This window comes from Alcanivorax sp. DG881 (assembly GCF_000155615.1).
In the GTDB taxonomy this organism is placed as follows: Bacteria; Pseudomonadota; Gammaproteobacteria; order Pseudomonadales; family Alcanivoracaceae; genus Alcanivorax.
The window spans coordinates 817,672-838,182 of record NZ_DS989915.1; the positions used below are offsets into that span (position 1 = coordinate 817,672).

The 20,511-nt window shown below is 57.0% G+C and carries 19 protein-coding genes; 9 read left to right on the forward strand and 10 right to left on the reverse strand.

Annotated elements, in window-relative coordinates; all coding sequences use genetic code 11:
* Window positions 1-11: 11 nt before the first annotated feature.
* Entirely contained in the window at window positions 12-155 is a 144-nt protein-coding gene (locus ADG881_RS17475) for a hypothetical protein (protein WP_156790329.1), read from the reverse strand.
* Between ADG881_RS17475 and metG the strand changes: the two genes are divergently transcribed.
* Window positions 154-2,187, forward strand: a complete 2,034-nt coding sequence (gene metG, locus ADG881_RS03630; RefSeq protein ID WP_039926064.1) for a methionine--tRNA ligase — start codon at window positions 154-156, stop codon at window positions 2,185-2,187. The two genes, ADG881_RS17475 and metG, sit on opposite strands and share 2 nt — an antisense overlap.
* Before the next feature lie 193 nt (window positions 2,188-2,380).
* On the opposite strand, the gene ADG881_RS03635 is transcribed toward metG, so the two are convergent.
* Window positions 2,381-3,073, reverse strand: a complete 693-nt coding sequence (locus tag ADG881_RS03635) for a Crp/Fnr family transcriptional regulator (RefSeq protein ID WP_007149074.1) — start codon at window positions 3,071-3,073, stop codon at window positions 2,381-2,383.
* A 128-nt stretch (window positions 3,074-3,201) separates the two neighbouring features.
* On the opposite strand from ADG881_RS03635, the gene ADG881_RS03640 reads away from it, so the two are divergent.
* The 3 genes from ADG881_RS03640 to ADG881_RS03650 all read left to right on the forward strand — a co-directional run bounded on the left by ADG881_RS03640 (window position 3,202) and on the right by ADG881_RS03650 (window position 6,219).
* On the forward strand, window positions 3,202-3,906 hold the full coding sequence (locus ADG881_RS03640) for a class II aldolase/adducin family protein (protein ID WP_007150767.1): 705 nt from the start codon (window positions 3,202-3,204) through the stop codon (window positions 3,904-3,906).
* A 90-nt stretch (window positions 3,907-3,996) separates the two neighbouring features.
* Window positions 3,997-4,593 carry an HD domain-containing protein gene (locus ADG881_RS03645; RefSeq protein WP_007150245.1) on the forward strand — a complete coding sequence of 199 codons (597 nt, stop codon included), beginning with the start codon at window positions 3,997-3,999 and terminating at the stop codon, window positions 4,591-4,593.
* Window positions 4,594-4,848: 255 nt separating this feature from the next.
* Window positions 4,849-6,219: an oxygenase MpaB family protein gene (locus ADG881_RS03650; protein ID WP_007150846.1), complete on the forward strand. Its 1,371-nt coding sequence runs from the start codon at window positions 4,849-4,851 to the stop codon at window positions 6,217-6,219.
* A 127-nt stretch (window positions 6,220-6,346) separates the two neighbouring features.
* Here the strand turns inward: ADG881_RS03650 and ADG881_RS03655 are convergent, their stop codons facing one another.
* The 8 genes from ADG881_RS03655 to ADG881_RS03690 form a co-directional block, all read right to left on the reverse strand.
* The gene (locus ADG881_RS03655; RefSeq protein ID WP_007151493.1) at window positions 6,347-6,712 is read right to left on the reverse strand and encodes a hypothetical protein; all 366 of its coding nucleotides are present in this window, start codon (window positions 6,710-6,712) and stop codon (window positions 6,347-6,349) included.
* A gap of 366 nt (window positions 6,713-7,078) precedes the next feature.
* The gene (locus tag ADG881_RS03660) at window positions 7,079-7,375 is read right to left on the reverse strand and encodes a type II toxin-antitoxin system RelE/ParE family toxin (RefSeq protein ID WP_039926065.1); all 297 of its coding nucleotides are present in this window, start codon (window positions 7,373-7,375) and stop codon (window positions 7,079-7,081) included.
* Window positions 7,375-7,629, reverse strand: a complete 255-nt coding sequence (locus ADG881_RS03665) for a type II toxin-antitoxin system ParD family antitoxin (RefSeq protein ID WP_007148396.1) — start codon at window positions 7,627-7,629, stop codon at window positions 7,375-7,377. Before ADG881_RS03665 ends, ADG881_RS03660 begins: the two co-directional genes overlap by 1 nt.
* Before the next feature lie 145 nt (window positions 7,630-7,774).
* Window positions 7,775-8,851 (reverse strand): hypothetical protein, encoded by a 1,077-nt coding sequence (locus ADG881_RS03670; RefSeq protein WP_156790330.1) that lies wholly within the window; start codon window positions 8,849-8,851, stop codon window positions 7,775-7,777.
* Between the two features lie 96 nt (window positions 8,852-8,947).
* On the reverse strand, window positions 8,948-9,619 hold the full coding sequence (locus tag ADG881_RS03675) for a hypothetical protein (protein WP_039926066.1): 672 nt from the start codon (window positions 9,617-9,619) through the stop codon (window positions 8,948-8,950).
* Between the two features lie 290 nt (window positions 9,620-9,909).
* Window positions 9,910-10,554, reverse strand: a complete 645-nt coding sequence (locus ADG881_RS03680) for a triacylglycerol lipase (protein WP_007149795.1) — start codon at window positions 10,552-10,554, stop codon at window positions 9,910-9,912.
* Between the two features lie 89 nt (window positions 10,555-10,643).
* Entirely contained in the window at window positions 10,644-12,458 is a 1,815-nt protein-coding gene (locus ADG881_RS03685; protein WP_156790331.1) for a hypothetical protein, read from the reverse strand.
* 228 nt (window positions 12,459-12,686) lie between these two features.
* On the reverse strand, window positions 12,687-13,814 hold the full coding sequence (locus ADG881_RS03690) for an aminotransferase class V-fold PLP-dependent enzyme (protein ID WP_007148418.1): 1,128 nt from the start codon (window positions 13,812-13,814) through the stop codon (window positions 12,687-12,689).
* 284 nt (window positions 13,815-14,098) lie between these two features.
* On the opposite strand from ADG881_RS03690, the gene rsxA reads away from it, so the two are divergent.
* The 5 genes from rsxA to rsxG all read left to right on the forward strand — a co-directional run bounded on the left by rsxA (window position 14,099) and on the right by rsxG (window position 20,304).
* Window positions 14,099-14,683, forward strand: a complete 585-nt coding sequence (gene rsxA, locus ADG881_RS03695) for an electron transport complex subunit RsxA (protein ID WP_007150071.1) — start codon at window positions 14,099-14,101, stop codon at window positions 14,681-14,683.
* A gap of 139 nt (window positions 14,684-14,822) precedes the next feature.
* Complete coding sequence (gene rsxB, locus ADG881_RS03700) at window positions 14,823-15,407, forward strand: electron transport complex subunit RsxB (RefSeq protein WP_007149259.1); 585 nt, start codon at window positions 14,823-14,825, stop codon at window positions 15,405-15,407.
* A gap of 82 nt (window positions 15,408-15,489) precedes the next feature.
* Window positions 15,490-18,450 carry an electron transport complex subunit RsxC gene (gene rsxC / locus ADG881_RS03705; protein WP_007149646.1) on the forward strand — a complete coding sequence of 987 codons (2,961 nt, stop codon included), beginning with the start codon at window positions 15,490-15,492 and terminating at the stop codon, window positions 18,448-18,450.
* Between the two features lie 178 nt (window positions 18,451-18,628).
* Window positions 18,629-19,657, forward strand: a complete 1,029-nt coding sequence (rsxD, locus tag ADG881_RS03710) for an electron transport complex subunit RsxD (RefSeq protein WP_007148912.1) — start codon at window positions 18,629-18,631, stop codon at window positions 19,655-19,657.
* A complete protein-coding gene (gene rsxG, locus ADG881_RS03715) occupies window positions 19,657-20,304 on the forward strand; it encodes an electron transport complex subunit RsxG (protein ID WP_007148460.1) in 648 nt (215 codons plus the stop codon). The genes rsxD and rsxG overlap by 1 nt, the downstream gene beginning before the upstream one ends.
* Window positions 20,305-20,511 lie beyond the last annotated feature (207 nt).

Here is a 20,511-nt window from a genome sequence, read left to right on the forward strand (position 1 = left end):
ACAACGCCCGTTCACTCCAGCGGTGCCGTTCCTGGTATGGCCGTCAGCACGCGTACAAAACCGGCACCGCAGACAGCGAAGAACACAGGATGAAAAACCCCGGCAGCCCCCGTATCATAGGCCACCCATTTTTTGGAAATCGATACCGTTCCCATGAGTGACACTCCCCGCAAGATACTGGTCACCAGTGCCCTTCCCTACGCCAATGGCCCCATTCATCTCGGCCATTTGCTGGAATACATCCAGACCGACATCTGGGTTCGCTTCCAGAAGCTCCGTGGCCAGCAGTGCACCTATGTCTGCGCTGACGATGCCCACGGCACCGCCATCATGCTCAAGGCCGAGGAAAACGGCGTCACCCCGGAGCAACAGATTGCCCAGGTGAAAGCGGACCACGAGCGGGACTTTGCCGACTTCCAGGTGAATTTCGACAACTACTACAGCACTCACAGCGCCGAGAACCGGGCGCTGTCAGAAATGGTTTTCCAGCGCAACAAGGATGCCGGTTACATCCTGGAAAAGACCATTACCCAGTTGTACGACCCACAGAAAGGCATGTTCCTGGCCGATCGCTTCGTCAAGGGCACCTGCCCCAAGTGCAAGAGCGAAGACCAGTACGGCGACAACTGCGAAGTCTGTGGCGCCACCTATACCCCGGCAGAGTTGATCGATCCCTATTCCTCGGTCAGCGGCGCCACCCCGGTGGAAAAGGAAACCACCCAGCTCTTCTTCGACCTGCCCAAGTTCGAGCCTCTGCTGCGCGAATGGACCCGCTCCGGCGCCCTGCAGGAGCAGGTAGCCAACAAACTGCAGGAATGGATCGAAGACCTGCAGCCCTGGGATATCTCCCGTGAAGCCCCCTACTTCGGCTTTGAGATCCCCGGCTACCCGGGCAAATATTTCTACGTGTGGCTGGATGCCCCCATCGGCTACATGGCCAGCTTCCAGAACTATTGTGATCGCGAAGGCCTGAGCTTCGACGATTACTGGGGCAAGGACTCCACCGCCGAGCTGTACCATTTCATCGGCAAGGACATCATCAACTTCCATGGCCTGTTCTGGCCCGCCATGCTGGACGGCGCCGGGTTGCGCAAACCCACCGCCATCTACAGCCACGGCTTTGTCACCGTGAACGGCGCCAAAATGTCCAAGTCCCGCGGCACCTTCATCAAGGCCCGCACCTATCTGGACCACCTGAGCCCGGAGTACCTGCGCTACTACTTCGCCGCCAAACTCTCCAGCCGGGTGGATGATTTCGACCTGAATCTGGAAGACTTCGCCCAGCGAGTGAACTCCGACCTGGTCGGCAAGTTGGTCAACATCGCCAGCCGCACCGGCAACTTCGTGAAGAAGTTCGGCGGCACGCTCAGTACCGACCTGGACAACATGATGCTGGTGCGCGAAGTCCAGGAAGCGGGCCCACGCATTGCCGATTTCTACGAGAAACGCGAATTCGGCAAGGCCATGCGTGAAATCATGGCACTGGCCGATCACGCCAACGGCTACATCGCCGACAAGGCACCCTGGAGTCTGGCCAAGGAAGAAGGCAAGGAGCAGGAAGTGCTGGCCATCTGCAGCACCGCCATCAACGTGTTCCGCTTGCTGGTGATCTACCTGAAACCGGTGTTGCCGGCGTTGGCCGAGCGTGCCGAAGCTTTCATGCAGGTGGAACCGCTTACCTGGGCAGACGCGGACCAGTTGCTGCTGGGCCATGAAATCGCCAAGTTCAAACCTCTGCTCAACCGTATCGACATGGCGCAGGTCGAAGCCATGCTGGCGGATTCCAAGGACAGCACACCCGCACCGGTTGCCGACAAGCCCAAGAAAGCAGACGCGAAAAAAGCGGACGCAGACGACGACACCATCAGCATTGATGATTTTCTCAAGGTAAAACTGCGCGTGGCCCGTGTGGCCAAGGCCGCTCACGTGGAAGGCGCCGACAAGCTGCTGCAGCTGACACTGGACGTGGGCGAGCTGGGCGAGCGCAACGTCTTCGCCGGCATCAAGTCGCGTTACGCACCGGAAGAGCTGGAAGGCAAACTGGTGGTACTGGTAGCCAACCTGGCACCGCGCAAGATGAAGTTCGGCGTCTCCGAAGGCATGGTACTGGCCGCCGGCCCCGGCGGGGATGACATTCACATCCTCAGCCCGGACAGCGGCGCCAAACCGGGCATGGAAGTGTGTTAAACGGACGTGCGCTAATTAGCGACATAAAAAAACCGGCCAACGCCGGTTTTTTTATGTCTGTCTGAAATCAAACCACAGCAGGAATGTCGGGTTACGGCCTTCGGCCTAACACGACCTACGAGTCGTATGTGGGGAATACTGTAAGTAGGTCGAATTAGCCTGAAAGGCGTAATCCGACATCCTGCACTTAGCATCAATTCAACGTCGCCAAGTGCTCCCGCAGCGCCGCCTCATCTTCAATAGTAATGCGCCCATAGCCCAGCGTGATCAGCCCCTGTGCCTCAAACGCCTTGAGCGTCCGGTGCACGCCCTGGCGGGTCATCCCCATCATGTTGGCAATATGTTCACGGGTCAGGCGCACCGTCACCGGTCCACTTTCCGGCTTGCCACCCCGCTGCATTTGCGACAGGAACAGCAAGCGCTGCCCGATCCTCGCCTGAGTCCCCCGCAGCGCGTCTTCTTCAATCATGGAGATGGCGGACCACAGCCGCTGGCTGATCAGATCCAGCACCACCGGGTAGCTCTGCGGGTAACGTTGCAGCAAGTCGCGGAAAAAAGGGCCCGGCACTTCCACCAACACCGCCGCCTCATGGGCCGTGGCGCCATAGACCCGCCCGGTACCGGGGGAAAACACCGCATCGCCAAACCAGGTACCGCTGTCAAAAATGATCAGCACGGCTTCCTGACCCTGGGCATTCACCGAACTGATCCGCACCAGGCCCTCGGCAATCACACACAGGTTGGACTGGGGTTCGCCCTTCTCATAAATCGGCTGGTTGGCCTGAAACGAACGCACCCGGGCGTGCCGCGCCGCTTCATGCAGGGCAGCATCGGGAAATCCGGCCAGTAAGGGGCAGTGCCGCAGCACCGTATAGGCATCCGTCATGGAGCAATTGTAAACCAGTTGACAGTTTTCTCCCTAACCCCGGGCCTACACTCAAGGGATTGGAAAATCGATTACCTTAAATAAGGGTCCCTGACCCAAATAAGACCCACATAACGGGAGAGCGCTACATGAACAGCCAGGTCACCATTAACCCAGCCACCGTCCCCTCCAAGAAAGGCAGCGTCAGCGCCGAAGAATGGCAGCTGCGCGTGGATCTCGCCGCCGCCTACCGGCTCATCGCCCTGCACGGCTGGGATGATCTTATCTTTACCCACCTGTCCGCCCGCATCCCCGGCGACGAGCATCATTTCCTGATCAACCCCTACGGCATGATGTTCGACGAGATCACCGCCTCTAGCCTGGTGCGCGTGGATCAGGAAGGTAACAAGCTCGACGACAGCGATTACGACATCAACCCGGCCGGGTTCACCATCCACAGCGCCATCCACGCCGTGCGCGACGATGCCGCCTGTGTCATGCACACCCACACCACCGCCGGCGTCGCCGTCTCCGCCCAGCAGGAAGGTTTGCTGGCCCTGTCGCAACAGAGCCTGTTCCCGCTGGCCAGCCTGGCCTATCACGACTACGAAGGCGTGGCCCTGCGCGACGATGAAAAAGCGCGCCTGCAAGCCGACCTGGGCGACGCCAACTTCATGATCCTGCGTAACCATGGTCTGCTCACCGTGGGCAGCACCATCGCTGATACCTTCCTGGGCATGTACATCCTGCAACGGGCCTGCGAAATCCAGCTGCAAGCCCTGTCCGGCAACCGCCCACTGACCCCGATCCCCGCTGGTATCGTCGACACCATCAAGCAGCAGCAGCACAGGTGACCAAGGGAATGGGCGGCAACCTGGCGTGGCCCGGCCTGCTACGCAAGCTGGACCGCAACAACCCCGGCTACGCGGAATAAGGAGCGCACCATGAATGACATGACCGCACCCCGCGCCCAGTTCACCCACATGAAGGACGGCACCGGCGAGGACTGGCAGATCATCGCCAAGTCCTTCGGCGATTTCAGCAAAGGCCTGTCCGATCGCATCATGACGCACCTGCGCCTGCTGGAAGGTGACTTCGGTGGTTTCAAGATCGACCGTTTCCAGCACTGCCTGCAAACCGCCACCCTGGCCCATCGCGACGGCAAGGATGACGAATACGTGGTCTGCGCGCTGCTGCACGACATCGGCGACACCCTGGGCACCTTCAACCACGCCGACGTGGCCGCCGTGCTGCTGGAACCATTCGTCAGCGATGCCAACCACTGGATGGTGAAACACCACGCCATCTTCCAGGGTTACTACTTCTTCCATTACCTGGGCATGAATCGCGACATGCGCGAGAACTTCAAGGATCACCCGCATTACCGGCAGACCCTGGAGTTCGTCAGCAAATACGATTCCCCCGCCTTCGATCCAGACGGAGAAATCCTGCCACTGGATTACTTCGAACCCATGCTGCGCAAGGTCTTCGCTGAGCCGCGCAAATCACTCTACAAAGAAGCCATGGCGGAGCAGAAATAACCCGCCTTATCACCCACCCGGAAGTGCCCCTCTGCCGCTATCGGAAGAGGGGCACACCCAATAATAAACACCAACCGGACAACCGTTTCCCCAGAAAAAACAAAGCCCTGCCGCGTGTTTCCCCTCCCCTCATTTCTCTCTGTCCATTCAGGCCAAAAACCAGCAAGTTCTCACATTTGTGGTTTCCTGTCATTGTCACCGGCACGAAGTAAACCCAATGTATACATACATTAAATGCCGTTTTAGAGGTTAGTGATGGCACAGTCACTGGATGCACTTTGGGAAAAAGTGCGCGCGCAGAAAACCCGCATTCCCTCCCTGTACGGCGATATCGATTTCGATGTCACCCCGGAACGCTTTACTGATGACATCAACACACGCAGTTCGCTACCGGGACATTTCGCGCGCAAATACCGTGCAGACATTCTTGCCGACAAGGAAAAAGTGGAACGGGCCCGGGCCTACACCCTGCTCGGCGATACCGTCTCCGATGCCTATGCCGCGCTAATGCCGGAATACGGCTTTCGCAACCTGATCAGCATGCTCAAGAAGGCCTGTGATGAAGGCCTGGGGGCCGTGGATAATGCCCCCCAGGAATTGATCGATTTCATCACCGCCATGGAAACAACACCGGACTGGGTAGACATGGAGCTGGTCCGCGAAGGCGCCCGCCTGAGCCGCAACCAGATGGCCAACCTGGCCCCCTACGTGATCCGTGGCGCCTTCGTCGCCACTTTCATGAACAAGTACTCCGGGCTGCCCATGGCCATTACCGGCACCCTGGCCAACGACTCGGTGAACCAGCGCATCAACGAGACCGCCAGCTTCTTCACCACCGCCACCCTGCCCGGCGCACTGGAACGCTTTGGCCCCGGCTTCAAGGCCGCCGCCATGGTCCGCCTGATGCACTCCATGGTGCGCTTCAACATCATCAAACGCGCTACCACTGACAAGGGCGGCCCCTGGGACCCGGCGGTTTACGGCATCCCCATTCCCCAGGTAGACCAGATGCCCGCCGGCACCATGCCCGCCTATCTCGCCGCCTTCAAGGCGCTACGCAAAGGGCGTAAACATTTCACCGCCAACGAGCGTGCCATCGTCGAACTGTCACGCTATCAGTGCTTTTTACTCGGGCTGCCCGAAGAACTGCTACCCGCCGAGGCACCGGACATTATCAACACCATGCTCACCTACTCCGGCACCCTGCGCGAAGGCTACGACGACGAGACCTGCGGCGAACTCACCCGCGCCACCATGTCTGTGTACCGGGCCAAGAACAAAAAACTGCTCAGCCAGGCGCACAATCTGGTGGAGCGCAGCTTTTCCAAGGTCTTCTTCACCCAGGCATTCCTGGGCAGCAAGGACAAATCGAAAGCACAGGAAATGGGTGTGGAACCACACCTGATCGACTATGCCCTGTTCACCGTGGGCAACCTGTTCGTTCTGCCGCGACTGATCGCCTACAGAACGCTGCAGGACATACCGGTGGCCAACAAAATCGCCGACAAGATACTGGTGAAGAGAATCAAGGAACTACTGGTGGACTATGGCCACGCGGAATACACCACCGACGCCAATCAGTACGCCCCGACAACACAGGAAAGCAAACCGGAAAACGCCGCCTGAAGGCGACGCAGGTGTCGGGTTACGGCTACGCCTAACCCGACCTACGAAGCACGGTTTTTGTAGGTCGAATTAGCCTGAAAGGCGTAATCCGACAAATCACACAAACTTCCGGAATCCGACAAGTACGTCACACCCCCAAATACTCCGCAATCAGAAACGCATCCCCCATGCCTTCCCGTTTGCCAAAGTAACTCACCGGGTCCCGCTGATCGTCCTCAATGGAACCCACCTCACAATCAATGTGGAATTGCTTGGCCAGGTCATTAAACAGATTCACCGGCTCCTTGAGCTGGATCTTTTTCTTCACCGGCAGGCGAATGCCCAGCACCCAGTCCTCACACTCCTCACTCTCGCAGTCATCCATCAGCGTGGCCGCTTCATTTTTTTCGGCATACGCCTGCAACGCAGCTTGCAGATCAGCCAGGTTCCGCTTGAGCTTCTTTTCCTGCTTTTCATCAAGACGATCACAGGCGACCAGAAGGTAGACGAGCATAGGGAGGGTCCGGGTTGGGATTTTGTGGCCACTGTACCACAACAAGGCAGGGTTTCATTCGCAGCGGCGGAGCCAGCAACCCCCCATTTCCACACACTCAGGTAGGTCGAATTCACCCAAGGGCACAGAGAGCCTGAAAGGCGTAATCCGACAACGTTTATCGCCTGCCGAAAGGTCAGGGAAAAACGGAGGCACGCTCAACATCTTGATTCCCGAAAGCCGAAGAGCCAATGGGAGACATGGCCCTATTGATTCTGGAAAATCAGGAGCGCAGCGAGTAATTCTTCCAAGTGCAGTTACTTGTTGGGAGACAACAGCACGGTGCTGGATGGAAATATTTAAGCCGCGCCGAAAATATAACTCCGACTACTCCAGAAGCCTTTCCGGTGCATCCATGAGCTCGTGCAACACACGAACAACGAGCACTTCCGACTCAAGCAGTCGATAAAAAACAGCGTGATGCTCGACCTGTAATTTGCGATACCCAGAAAAAACATGGTCGTAGTTCGCGCCAAGCGATGGATGATCAATCAGCCGTTTCATGCCGGCCTCAAGCCGATCCACGTAATTATCCGCCTGATCAACGCCCCATTCCTCACAGGCATACACCCAAATCCCGATAAAATCGGATTCCGCCCTCGGCGTGACGTTCAACGTAAGCACTAATCGGCAGCCTTAATCCGCTTACGGCCAGCCGCCTTGATAGCCGATATATCCAACGGTTTCGGTTCCCCGCTGGACTCACCCTCAGCGAGGGCTTGCCTCAGCATGGCAAGACGTTCTTTAGTCTGCTGGTCCCTTCGGATGAGATCGCGGATGTACTCACTATCGTTGCCAAAGTGGCCGCTTTCGATCTGGGCTTTCACCCAGCCGTCTTGCTGTTCGGTCAGCGTGATGGTTTTCCGGTGCATGCTCATGGCTGGTGCTCCTAACATGGCAGAGGTATGACATTATCATACTCCTTCCTCGCGCCGATTCAATGCTCCTCTTCTTGCCGCCCAACGCCCGCATTTGCGGCTGCTTTGGAGCGCAGCGGAAAACCAGTCCGACAACATGCGCTTGTTAGAAATCAACACGATCAATTAGCACTTTTCCGCGCCATTGTGCTAGATATATCGAGCCATAAAATTCATATGACTCAAAATTTAAAGCCACATCCTCAACCAAAGATTCTTTGTATATGTCACTTAGCTCCAATAGACTTTTTAAGTTTTCCTCATCCAGCTCAACACTATCCTTAAAATGGTTATACATATGATGAAATCGGTCGATCGGATCGGGATGTGATTTTGCACGACCCATAGAAGGACTTATTTGGTCCTTCACGCCTTGATAGATGTGCAAGTACACAAAAAAGAATAAAGCTCTATTTACAAGATCTGCTCTCATGTCAGGAGTGTAAACCGGCCTTTCGATTGCAGTAATGTCAGCATCAAGTTCATCTTGCTGGGCATATGAGAAAAACTTATGAGTCTTTTCGCCCAGCTCCCGAACAGATAAATACGTACCCTCAATCAAATTTGCATCATTCAAATGCCCAAGAAAATGATGAGCAAACTCATGCCCAACAATGAACTCCAGTTGTCGATCAGTATGAAGCTGAACGTTATCATGGACTTGTTTGGGTATTTCACCTCTAGGGTCGAGGTCAAAATCAAGAGCTTCACTTTGAAGCATTGTTCTAATCGCAATTTTTATTGCGGCACTTCTAACATCTTGGGGCACTTCTGCATCGCCATGATCTAGGATTGCTAGATTCATAAAATATAAAAAGTATCTTAGTGATTCAGATATCGTGATTATATTTCCAAATTCTGTCTTTTCAATTTGGCCATTTGGCTTATTGCAGAAAACAAACCCAGCCGTTAATTCCTTTGCTGCAGTATAGTCTTCATCTGCTAGGTGTTTGACGTAGTTGTCAAATGGCCCGGTATCAAAATAGCCATTGAAACACCAGTTCTCACCTGCATCGGCCATCCTTCGCCTAAATACACGGCAAATTCTTACGTGATCAACAGTGGCGTCAGCTCTAATTTTCAATAGATAGTCACTAGCGGATGAGACATTGAATATGCGCTCGATTTCCTCATGACTGCATAGCGACATATAAAATCCCTTCGCTATTTTTTCTTGATCCATATCCATGCCTTTGTATTTCTAACGCTGAGCTTTGCGGCAATTTTGTAGCCGCGAAGCGGTGGAAAAATTGTCCGGCAACAGCGCCTTGTTAAATTTTTATATCTCGTCGTCTGGATGGGGAACCCTTTTCCCGAGCCATCTCTCAAATTGTGGCTGCGCATTGCAACCATCAACCTCTTTACGCAGATACTTCCAACGAATTTCTTCACTGAATCCAGATACTCCTGACCAGCCTCTTGGAAGCCCTATTTCTTCTTCAGCATCTTCGATTGTTAGCCCTAACGACTGGAAGTGCTCTTTTGTAAATCGCCACTGCCCATTGATGAGTGGATTGAATTCCAGATAGCACTCATAAACTAATTCCAACAACAGCGTGTAAAACTGCTCACATGCCACGGCTACATTTTGCTCAGGAATATTTCCTAACTCCTTGAACTCGGAAAAATAATGAACCATCTCTCCGCCGGAGGAGTGACCGCCACCTATAGGACTTTCGCCAATGTGCTGCGTGACTCTTCGCAGGCGATTAAAGAACGAACACAAAGGCTGGGCACCCAAGTATTCTTGCTTCTCTGCGTACCATTTGTCGAACTCGGGCATCCCTGTCAAAGAAGACTGCATAGCAAAAGTGATACTTCTTGCTGCACCGGCAAATGCCACCGTATCGAACTTCAAGCCATAGATGTTGAATCCAGATGAGAGTATGCGATCGAGAAAATACTCTGTTTCTTGTACTTTGTTGTCGACTAAGCCAAAAGATCTTGGCATTGGCTAGATACCCCTAGGAAAACTTAACAGCGTATTAGTTAGAACGTTCCGCATAACTCGGTTCCTCATAACTCTGAAACCAAGGAGCGCCACCCCGATGAAAACCCTGCCATAACAATAGGTTAAGATGCTATAGCCAACCTCCTACACGGAGTTATGCGGAACGTTCCTTATAACTCTTTTCCTTTGAACTCTGAGACAGAAAAATCAAAGATCCACTAAATCAACATGTTGGCATTTCCCTTTCCGGGTTCAACGGAAGCTTCCTCTGAAAAGGGGAGTCGCGACCCCTACTTGTTGAACGCCCCCGTCGCCAAAAACACCTTTACCTGCTCAATCACCGATTTGTTACGCATCATGAATGGATGCGTAACCGGCAGCACCAGATGGTCCTGCATGCCTTCGACTTTGGTTCTTTCCACGGTGACCTTGCCATCGTTCGGACCGGGTAATTGCGTGGAGAGCAGGAAATTGATGGTCTGATTGCCGGCGATGATACCGACCGGGAAATTCACCGGGCCGAGCTGGCTGGGGATGCTGTCCGGGCCGGTGCCCATCTGGCTGCCGGCGGGGCCGTTGAACCATTGGAATGGCGCCCAGGCACCAAGACGGTCCACCACTTCGCTGCCCTGATTGGGCGGGCCGAGCATGACGGTTCGGCCAAGGCGGGGAATGGTGTGTTCGCTGAGGTACTGGCGCAGCAGAATGCCACCCATGGAGTGGGTAACGAAATGGACGCTGCCTTCGTCGGGGCATTGCGCTAAAGCAGCGGGAAGGGTCTCCGCCGCGAGGGTTTGAATAGGGAGTTTGGTAGAGGGGTAACCCTGGTTGACCACCGTATAACCGACATCAAACAGAGCGCCTTCCATTTTTTTCATGGCACGGCTGGTCCTGGCCAGGCCATGGAGCAAAATGACAGTGTGCGTTTCAGTCATTATGCTCCTCCCCTGCGTCCTTCAATCTCATTCCTGGAAACGTGAAGGTGAGTGCAAATTCTCCTCCAATCTCGCCGCTGACTTCAAGCTCAGGAACGGCGGCGCTTCTTCCAGCCCAATAGTATCAGGGTAAAAAGCAGGCTAGCGGGCACTCCGCCACCGCCGCCATTACTCTCACTGTTCACTCCTTGCTGCCCCGTGCTTACCGTTGCAGTCAATGCAAAGCGTTCCATTACCATTAACGTCTCAATATCGAACGCTGCGCGATAATGATTACCTTCCACGCTTCCCAGATATTTCCAGCTGTTATTCGGTGTGTTCGGGGAGGTCCGTGTGCCTTTAGTGCCACTGCCGCCCATTATCCGAACGGCGCCACTCTGCCGATTGATTTTCAGCATGGATATCAGCGAACTACTGGATCCAATTTGTGCGACCATTTCCACAGACACCAACAACTCTGCGTCGGTAATTGCATGGATCTGCACGGTTTGAACAGCCCAGCCCTCACCAATTTCCTCATTCAGCGGCGCCGCCAGCAAAGGCTCCCAGGTAGCGCCATCATTATTGCTGACAAGCAGATCGCTATCCGTAGCTAACACCAAAGTATTCCCCGCCAGCAGGAAATCGTAAGCTTCGCTGAACGCAGGCAACTCGGAAACCACTTGCAAGCCGGACTCACTGGACAAGGCCTGATGGTAAAACCCTGCATTGTCCCCGTCTCCACCAACCGCGACATACAACATGCCATCATTCACCAGACCGATGACTGATTCTGGCATTTCTGACGTTTCCCGCAGCGTGGTGACAGCCCAGTCTGTTGCCCCCATGCGAACCAATTTAATTCCTTCGTCATCCACAGCCAGTGACATGAATTCTTTGTTTGCGCCCTGGATTTTATACAGTGAATCGACCGACAAAGCGCTTGCTGGACCTGGATTCAAGAGTACCGTGAAGCGGCTTTCACCTTGCTCGGCAGACAAGTAATACGCATTAGGCCCTGCCTCTTCATCAGTCACAAGAAGCCAGCGATTGTTGGCTTCATCAAGTGTCAGCGACTCCACAGAGGCCGGGCCGGAAATAGCAATCGTGGTATCCAGCTCTTCCCAGTTATTGCCATCTGTAGTAGAGAGAATATAAACAGAATCTGGGCCCAAAAGAGGAAGCAGCAACTCATCGTTGATAACCGTTAGAGGGCCGCTAAATGCCAACAACGTATCCGCTGGCGATCCAGTAAAAGTATCACCATCGTCAGAAATGGCAGTAATCGGCAAGCCATTAAAACCGGCAACAAATAATTTTCCCTGGAATGCCTGGCTCGAGAACACTCTATCACCAGAGGAAATGAAGTCCCCTTCTCCGTTGATAGTCGTAGCAGCCTCCAGTCTAACCGGCTCTCCCTCAGGCAGACTGCCCGGAAAGATATCCTGAACGATCAGCGCGCTTTTCACTTCAGATATTCTGGTTCCCAAAGAGGTCATTAGCTGAACGGGGGCATCGAAACCCTCCGGTGTCAGGGTAAACGTCACTGAGCCTTGTGCTGACCCCAGCACAGTGTCAGACCCAAACGCCGAATAACAGTGCCATTCATAGCCAGCACGGGGCACGCTTGCTTCAAGATCCTGCGCCGCACTACTTTGCTCAGTGACAGCCAGCTCTGGATCAGTCCCCAGCTCTGTGGTGAATTCCGCCGCCACCTCATGATCCCAGCTTTGCGGCAATGACAGACAGCTGGTTGGGTTAGAGCTTTCACCAGTGTTGGAAAAACTATCCGTAGACAGGCTCCGGGTTAACGTAAAAGACGTTCCGCCTTCCAGAGCCACATTGGTATCGGCAAGCTCCCACTTGCAGCCGGCAATCAACAGCAGCAGGCCCCCGCCCGCCATTAGACGATGGTAATTACGCATGTTCTTCCCCCAAGGATGATTACACCATTATTGCCCGGCAACACTTGAAGCCACTGATTATTCATCTGTGCAAGTGCAGGGCTTTTTTGTGACAAGCCTCACATACTGCACGAGCACGACGGGAATACCTAGGAAATATTCAGTGCATTACTTGGGGAGAAACGGAGAGAAGAAACCGGGAAACAGCCCCAACGACAGTACGTTGGGGCGCAGTACAAATAGAGCGATTTACGGCAACTGTTCCAGCGCAGTCTTGAGGCGGGCCACTGCCGCATCCACATCACCAAGCTTGTCCAGGCCGAACAGGCCCACGCGGAAGGTCTTGAAGTCCGCCGGTTCGTCACACATGAGCGGCACACCGCCAGCGGTCTGCAAGCCTTGCGCGATAAACGCCGCACCGCTTTTGATGCCATCGTCACCGGTGTAGGACACCACCACACCCGGGGCTTCAAAACCCGGTGCCGCCACACTGGCAAAGCCATGCTCGGCCATCAGGGCGCGTACCGCCTTGCCCAGCTGCCACTGTTCGGCTTTAACGGTCTCCAGGCCGCGCTCCACGGTTTCCATCATGGTGTCGCGGAAACCGGTCAACGCATCGGTGGGCATGGTGGCGTGGTAGGCGTGGCCACCGTTTTCATAGGCGATCATGATGTCGCGCCATTTACGCAGATCGCAGGCGAAACTGGTGCTGGTGGTTTCGTGCAGGCGCTTGTCCGCCGCTTCGCTGAGCATGACCAGGGCGCTGCAGGGCGAGCTGCTCCAGCCTTTTTGCGGCGCACTGATCAGCACGTCGACACCGCACGCCTGCATATCCACCCAGATGGTGCCGGAAGCAATACAGTCGAGGACGAACAAGCCGCCGACGCTATGCACTGCCTCGGCCACCTGCTTGATGTAGTCATCGGGCAGAATAATGCCGGAGGCCGTTTCCACATGGGGGGCGAACACCATGGCCGGTTTTTCCGCCTTGATGGCAGCGACCACGTCTTCAATGGGCGCCGGGGCGAACGCAGCCTGGGGCTGGTCGTTAACCGGGGAGGCTTTGAGAACGGTTTCTTTGGACGGGATCTTGCCCATCTCGAAAATCTGGCTCCAGCGGAAGCTGAAGAAGCCGTTGCGAATCACCAGGCAGGACTGATCCGTGGCGAACTGACGGGCCACCGCTTCCATGCCGTAACTGCCGCCACCGGGCACCACTGCCACGGAATGCGCGTTATAGACCTGTTTCAGGGTCGATGAGATATCCCGCATCACCTGCTGGAAGCGTTGTGACATATGGTTCAGGGAACGGTCGGTGAAAACTACGGAGTATTCGAGCAGACCGTCACGGTCAAAATCGCGGGGTAAAGCGGGCACGGGTCTCTCCCAATCAGCCAGGTTACGGGTACGGGGTTTTTCGTCTGTCTTGGATACTGGATTGACCGGCCCACCGCAACCGTTTGCCCTCCTTCAACCGCAAAATAGTGGCAAAAGCCGGGTCAACTGTTCAAAAGACGGCCAATGACCTGTACTCCCTTGTCTATTAAGCTTATTCGCTATCATTCTTGAGCGTATAAAGGCGCTGCCTCATACTATGCGCCCTTGATGCCATGTAAACATGGCGTCTACCTCTATTTTTCGGCAAGCGAGCCTGCGATCACATGACTGAGTACGTCCTGATTCTGATCAGCGCTGTGCTGGTAAACAATTTCGTGCTGGTGCAGTTCCTCGGGCTGTGTCCGTTTATGGGGGTGTCCAATAAAGTGGAAACCGCCATGGGCATGTCCCTGGCCACCACTTTTGTGCTGACGCTGTCCTCCGTGCTTGCCTACCTGACCTGGGCCTACATTCTGGTGCCCTTCGAGCTGGAATACCTGCGCACCATCAGCTTTATTCTGGTGATTGCGGTGGCCGTGCAGTTCACCGAAATGTTCGTGAAGAAAGCCAGCCCGCTGCTCTACCGGGTGCTGGGGGTATTCCTGCCGTTGATCACATCCAACTGTGCGGTGCTGGGCGTGGCCCTGCTGAATGTGCGCCAGGAAGACGCCACCTTTATGTCTTCGCTGACCTACGGTTTCGGGGCGGCGCTGGGATTTTCCCTGGTGCTGATCCTGTTTGCCGCCATGCGCGAACGCATTGCCGTGGCCGATGTACCCGAAGCCTTTCGCGGCCCCAGCATCGGCCTGATCACCGCCGGTCTCATGTCACTGGCATTCATGGGCTTTTCCGGGTTGATCAAGTTATGAATACACGCCTGACGCCTGATGCCCGACGCCTGACAGGGGCGCGGTGCCTCACGATAATCGCCAACCCTGTGCTGCTACGCACTGTTTTCCCGCGTCCGGCATCTGGCACTCGGCGTCCAGCGGCACATGGAGTGTGCTCATGACGGCGGTTCTTATTGCTGTGGCAGCGTTGTTGGCGTTGGCGGCGGTGTTCGGTGCTGTGCTCGGGTTTGCCTCGGAAAAATTCAAGGTGGAAGGCGATCCGATCGTCGAGCAGATTGATTCGCTGCTGCCTCAGACCCAGTGCGGCCAGTGTGGCCACCCGGGCTGCCGGCCTTATGCGGAAGCCATTGCCGAGGGCGAAGAACACAACCGCTGCCCGCCAGGCGGACAGGACACCGTGGTGGCGCTGTCCGAGTTGCTCGGCCGTGAAGAACTGACGCTGGATAATGAAGGCGCGGAAGACGCCAACGTGGCCAAGGTCGCCTACATCCGCGAAGACGAGTGCATTGGTTGCACCAAATGCATCCAGGCCTGCCCGGTGGATGCCATCGTCGGCGCCGCCAAGTTGATGCACACAGTCATCGTTGATGAATGCACCGGCTGCGACCTCTGTGTAGAGCCTTGCCCGGTGGACTGTATCGACATGCTGGAAGTGAAGCAGACCTTGCAAACCTGGGGCTGGCAGCGCCCGGCGGGTATCGGTGAGCGCCCGGACAGCCGCATTGAGGTGGTGAATTTATGAGACGCATGACGCCGGACGCCGGACGCATGACGCTTGTGCCGTGCCACTCTGATCCGCTCGTGCATGGTCGGAGATTGTTGCCATGAGCCAGGCGCAAACAAACAAAACCCGAAAAACGCGCTCTGTTTTTGCCCGTCTGGCGTCGGGCATCCGGCGTCCAGCATCCATTCATGACTTCCATGGCGGCATCCACCCGCCGGAAATGAAACATCTGTCCAACGGCACGCCCATCGTCCCCGGTCCGCTGCCGCAGCAGCTGGTGCTACCGCTGAACATGCATATCGGCGCGCCGGCCAAGCCGTTGGTGGCGCCCGGAGACAAGGTCCTCAAGGGGCAGATGATTGCCGAGCCCATTGGCGCTGTCAGTGCAGCTATCCATGCGCCTACCTCTGGCACGGTCAGCGCCATTGGCCCGCGCCCCATCCAGCACCCATCGGGCATGGATGCGGTGTGTATCGTCATCGACACGGATGGCGAAGACCAGTGGGTTGAGCATCAGGGTATTGCCGACTACACCGAAAAAAGCCCGGCCGAGCTGGTCGACCTGATCCGCCACGCGGGCATCGCCGGCATGGGCGGCGCGGGTTTCCCCACCAGCATCAAGGTAAACCTGGGCGACCATCAGCGCGTGGAACAGCTGCTGATCAATGCGGTAGAATGCGAGCCCTACATCACCGCCGATGATCGCCTGATGCGTGAGCGTGCCGAGCAAATCGTTACCGGTATTCATATTCTCCAGTACCTGCTCAACCCCCGCCGCACCCTGATCGGTATCGAAGACAACAAACCCGAGGCCATTTCCGCGATCAAGCGCGCCTGTAAAGGCTGCGATATCGAAGTGCGTGTGGTACCCACCAAATACCCCTCCGGCGGCGAGAAACAGCTGATCCAGTTGCTCACCGGCAAGGAAGTGGCCAGCGGCCAGCTGCCCGCCCAGGTGGGCGTGGTCTGCCAGAACGTGGGCACCGCCTATGCCATCAAGCGGGCCGTATGCGATGGCGAACCGCTGGTCTCGCGGGTCACCACGCTTACGGGTGATGGCGTCAGCCAGCCCGGTAACTACGAGGTGCTGCTGGGCACCCCCGTGCGCGACTTGCTGGCCCACGGCAATCTGGCGGGCCTGGACATCGGCCGGCTGGTGATGGGTGGGCCAATGATGGGCTTCACCCTGCACAACCCGGGCGTGCCCGTGGTGAAAACCACCAACTGCATCATCGCCGCCAGCCCGGAAGAGCTGCCGGAACCGCCGCCGGAACAACCCTGCATACGCTGCGGCTCCTGCGCGGAAGTGTGTCCGGCCAACCTGCTGCCCCAGCAACTGTACTGGCACGCCAAGAACGACGATCTGGAAAAGGCCCAGCACCACAACCTGATGGACTGCATCGAATGCGGGGCCTGTGCGTACGTGTGCCCCAGCCATATTCCGCTGGTGCAGTATTACCGCTACGCCAAGGGCGAAGTACGCCAGCAGGCGGCGGACCAGGTAAAAGCCGACAAGGCCCGCCAGCGCTTCGAAGCGCGGCAGGCACGCATTGAACAGGAACAGGCGGAAAAAGAAGCCCGCCGACAGGCGCGCCTGGAAGCCAACCGCAAGAAGAAGGAAGCCGGCCCGGCAGCCGCCAGTACTGTTGATGTGGCCGCGCTGAAGCAAGCCTCACTGGACGCCTCCAAAGCCTACAAAGCGGCGGTGAAAGCGGCCAAGGCCGCCGAGGCGGAAGGCGCCGATAATCTGGCTGAACTGAAAGCCGAGGTGGACCGCCTGAAAGCCGTGGCCGACAAAGCCAAAGCGGCTGTGCGTGACGCCAAAGACGGCGCCCCCGTTGCGGCAGCTCCGGCAGAAGATGCAGTGGCCAAACTCAAGAAGCAGGTCGGCGATGCTTCCAGCGCCTACAAGGCGGCAGTGAAAGCCGCCAAAGCCGCCGAAGCGGAAGGCGCTGACAATGTGGCCGAATTGAAAGCCCAGGCAGACACCCTGAAAGCCAACGCGGATGCGCTCAAGGCGGAACTGCGCGAAGCCAAGACCAACGCGCCCGCCGCTGCCGCACCGGTTGCTCAAGCAGACCCGGTTGCCGAATTGAAGAAACAAGTCGGAGACGCCTCCTCCGCTTACAAGGCCGCCGTCAAAGCCGCCAGGCAAGCGGACGAAGACGGGGCTGACAACGCCGCAGACCTGCGTGCCGAAGCGGATCGTCTGAAAGCGGTGGCGGATCAATTGAAAGCCGATCTGCGTGACGCCAAGGCAAACGCACCCGCCTCCCCCGCGCCCACCTCACCCTCTACCGCTACAGCGGAGGAACAACCCGACCCGGTGGCGGCGTTGAAGAAGCAAGTTGGCGATGCGTCGCTGGCCTACAAGGCGGCGGTGAAAGCCGCCAAGCAGGCCGACGAAGATGGCGCCGACAACGCGGCAGACTTGCACTCCGAAGTCGCTCGCCTGAAAGCCATCGCGGATCAGCTAAAGGCAGAGCTACGCGATGCCAAGGCCGCAGCACCGCCCACGCCGAAAGCGGCGCCGGCAGCAACCGCCACCACTGACAGCCCAGCCGTGTCGGAAGAGCAGGCACCGCAGTCGCTGAGCGAAGTCGACCCGGAGCAGGCAGCCAAGCGCCAGAAACGACTCAAAGGCCTGAAAACCGCCTACAACATGGCGCACAAGCAGTACAAGGAAGCCCACGCCGCCTACGAGCGGGCCGAGCGCAACGAAACCGCCAACGCCGACGAACTCCAGGCCATGCAGGTGAAGATCGACAAGCTCAAGGCCAAGGCGGACAACGCCCGCGATGCGCTGGATGCCCTGGTTGAAGAAGCCAAGGCCGACATCCGCGCTCACACCGGCAAGGATTTGAAAACCCTGAAGCTGGAAGCCGCCCGCGCAGAAAGCGCCCTGGCCGACAAGCAGCAGGAACTGGAACAACAACGCAGCAGCGCTTCGGAAGACACTCTGGAAGCCCTTAGCTCGGAACTCCAGGCCCTGGAAAGCGAAACCCAGATTGCCCGCAAGGCGCTCAAGCAGGCGGTAGAAGAACAAGGATTGGCAGAATGAATATAAGCCTGACGCCTGACGCTGGACGCCTGATGCGCGCCCTCCCTCCCGTAGCAGCATGCTTGCAAGCGAATTTCGCTAATACGCCCCTCTGTCGGATCGACTGCAAACAGTCTTCTACAACGGCTCTTTGTCTGGCATCGGGCATCCGGCCTCAGGCTGCACACGGAGTGTGTTTATGAGCCTGATTACGTCCACCTCACCCCATGCCACAGTGAAGAACAACACCGGTGCCTTCATGCGCCAGGTGATCTACGCCACCCTGCCCGGCCTTGCCGTCCTCACCTGGCAGTTTGGCTGGGGCTCGGTGATCAATGTGCTGTGGGCGGTCATCGTTGCGCTGGTCAGCGAGGCGCTGTTCCTGAAAGCCCGTGGCCGCAACATCGCCTTCTACCTGAAAGACTACAGCGCCGTGGTCACCGCGGTTCTACTCGGGCTCGCCCTGCCGCCCACCGCCCCCTGGTGGCTGACCCTGATAGGGGTGAGCTTTGCCATTATCGTGGCCAAGCAGCTCTATGGCGGGCTAGGCATGAACCCCTTCAACCCGGCCATGGTCGGTTATGTACTGCTGCTGATTTCCTTCCCGGTGGCCATGACTCAGTGGCTGTCGCCCGGTGAGCCACTATCGTTTGTGCAAAGCTGGCAGCTGTTCACCGGGCAGCTTCCGGTGGATGGCCTTAGCGGCGCCACTCCCCTGGACACGTTCCGCACGGCCCACAGTGCCGGGGCCGTCAGTGAAAGCGAACTGGCCAGCCACGGCATTCTGCATGGCCAGTTTGCCGGGCTGGGCTGGGAATGGGTCAATCTGGCGTTTCTGCTGGGCGGCCTGTATCTGATCAGCCGCAAGATCATCACCTGGCACATTCCGCTGGGCTTTCTCGCCGGTCTCGGCCTGCCTGCCCTGCTGGCCTGGCTGATTGATCCGGTGCGCTTTGCGGACCCCCTCTTCCAGCTGTTTTCCGGCGGCGCCATGCTAGGCGCGTTCTTTATCGCCACCGACCCGGTCAGTGCCGCCACCAGCCGCATGGGCCGCCTGATTTACGCCCTGTTGATCGGCCTGCTGATCTGGGTGATTCGCAGCTTTGGCGGCTACCCGGACGCGGTGGCGTTTTCGGTATTGCTGTTGAACCTGTCTGCGCCCTTTATTGATTACTACACCCAGCCGCGAACCTACGGGCACAAGTCATCCAATCGAGGTGTCAGCTGATGATGCGCCATGCCATCACCAGGAACGCGGTCATCCTCGGGCTGTTTGCCATCGGTACCGCCGCCACCCTGGCCATTACCAACGAAGCCACGCTGGACCAGGTCCGTTGCAATAAACAACAAGCGCTAATGACATCGCTGAACCAGGTCATGCCCCACGACCAACACGACAACGATTTGCTCACCGACCGTATTACCGTGAGCGATCCGCTACTGGGCCGCAACGAGCACCACCTCTATCGGGCCCGCCTTAATGGCGAGGACAACGGCGCCGTGCTGGAAGCCACCGCGCCGGACGGTTACGGTGGGGCCATTGCCTTGATTGTCGGGGTGGATACTGCCGGGGAGATACAGGGCGTGCGTGTGGTTCCGCCGCATAATGAAACCCCGGGCCTGGGTGACAGTATCGAAACCAAAAAATCCGACTGGATTCTGGGTTTCAACGGCCATTCTCTGGAGAGCCCCGGCACGTCCGGCTGGGCTGTGAAAAAAGACGGCGGCGACTTCGACAGCTTTACCGGCGCCACCATTACCCCCCGCGCCGTTGTCGGTGCGGTGCACCGCGCCCTGCAGTATTTCGACGCCAACCAGAACAATCTCTTCAGTGCCCCTGCGGACACCACCCCGGTGGAGACCTGTGATGAGTGATGTGAACTACAGAAAAATCGGGTGCCAGCTCACGGCAGGATTTACGCATTCAGCGTCAAGCTGGGCTTGTAGAGCAAGGCATTTTGGCGCAGGCATAGCGGGCCTATTCCAAGCCGAAATAACACCGCTCTGCGAGCCCAGCTTGGCGCCCTCCGGGTCACTCCCAAAGCGCCCCACTGCTTCGTTGTTTCCTTTCGACATAAGCCC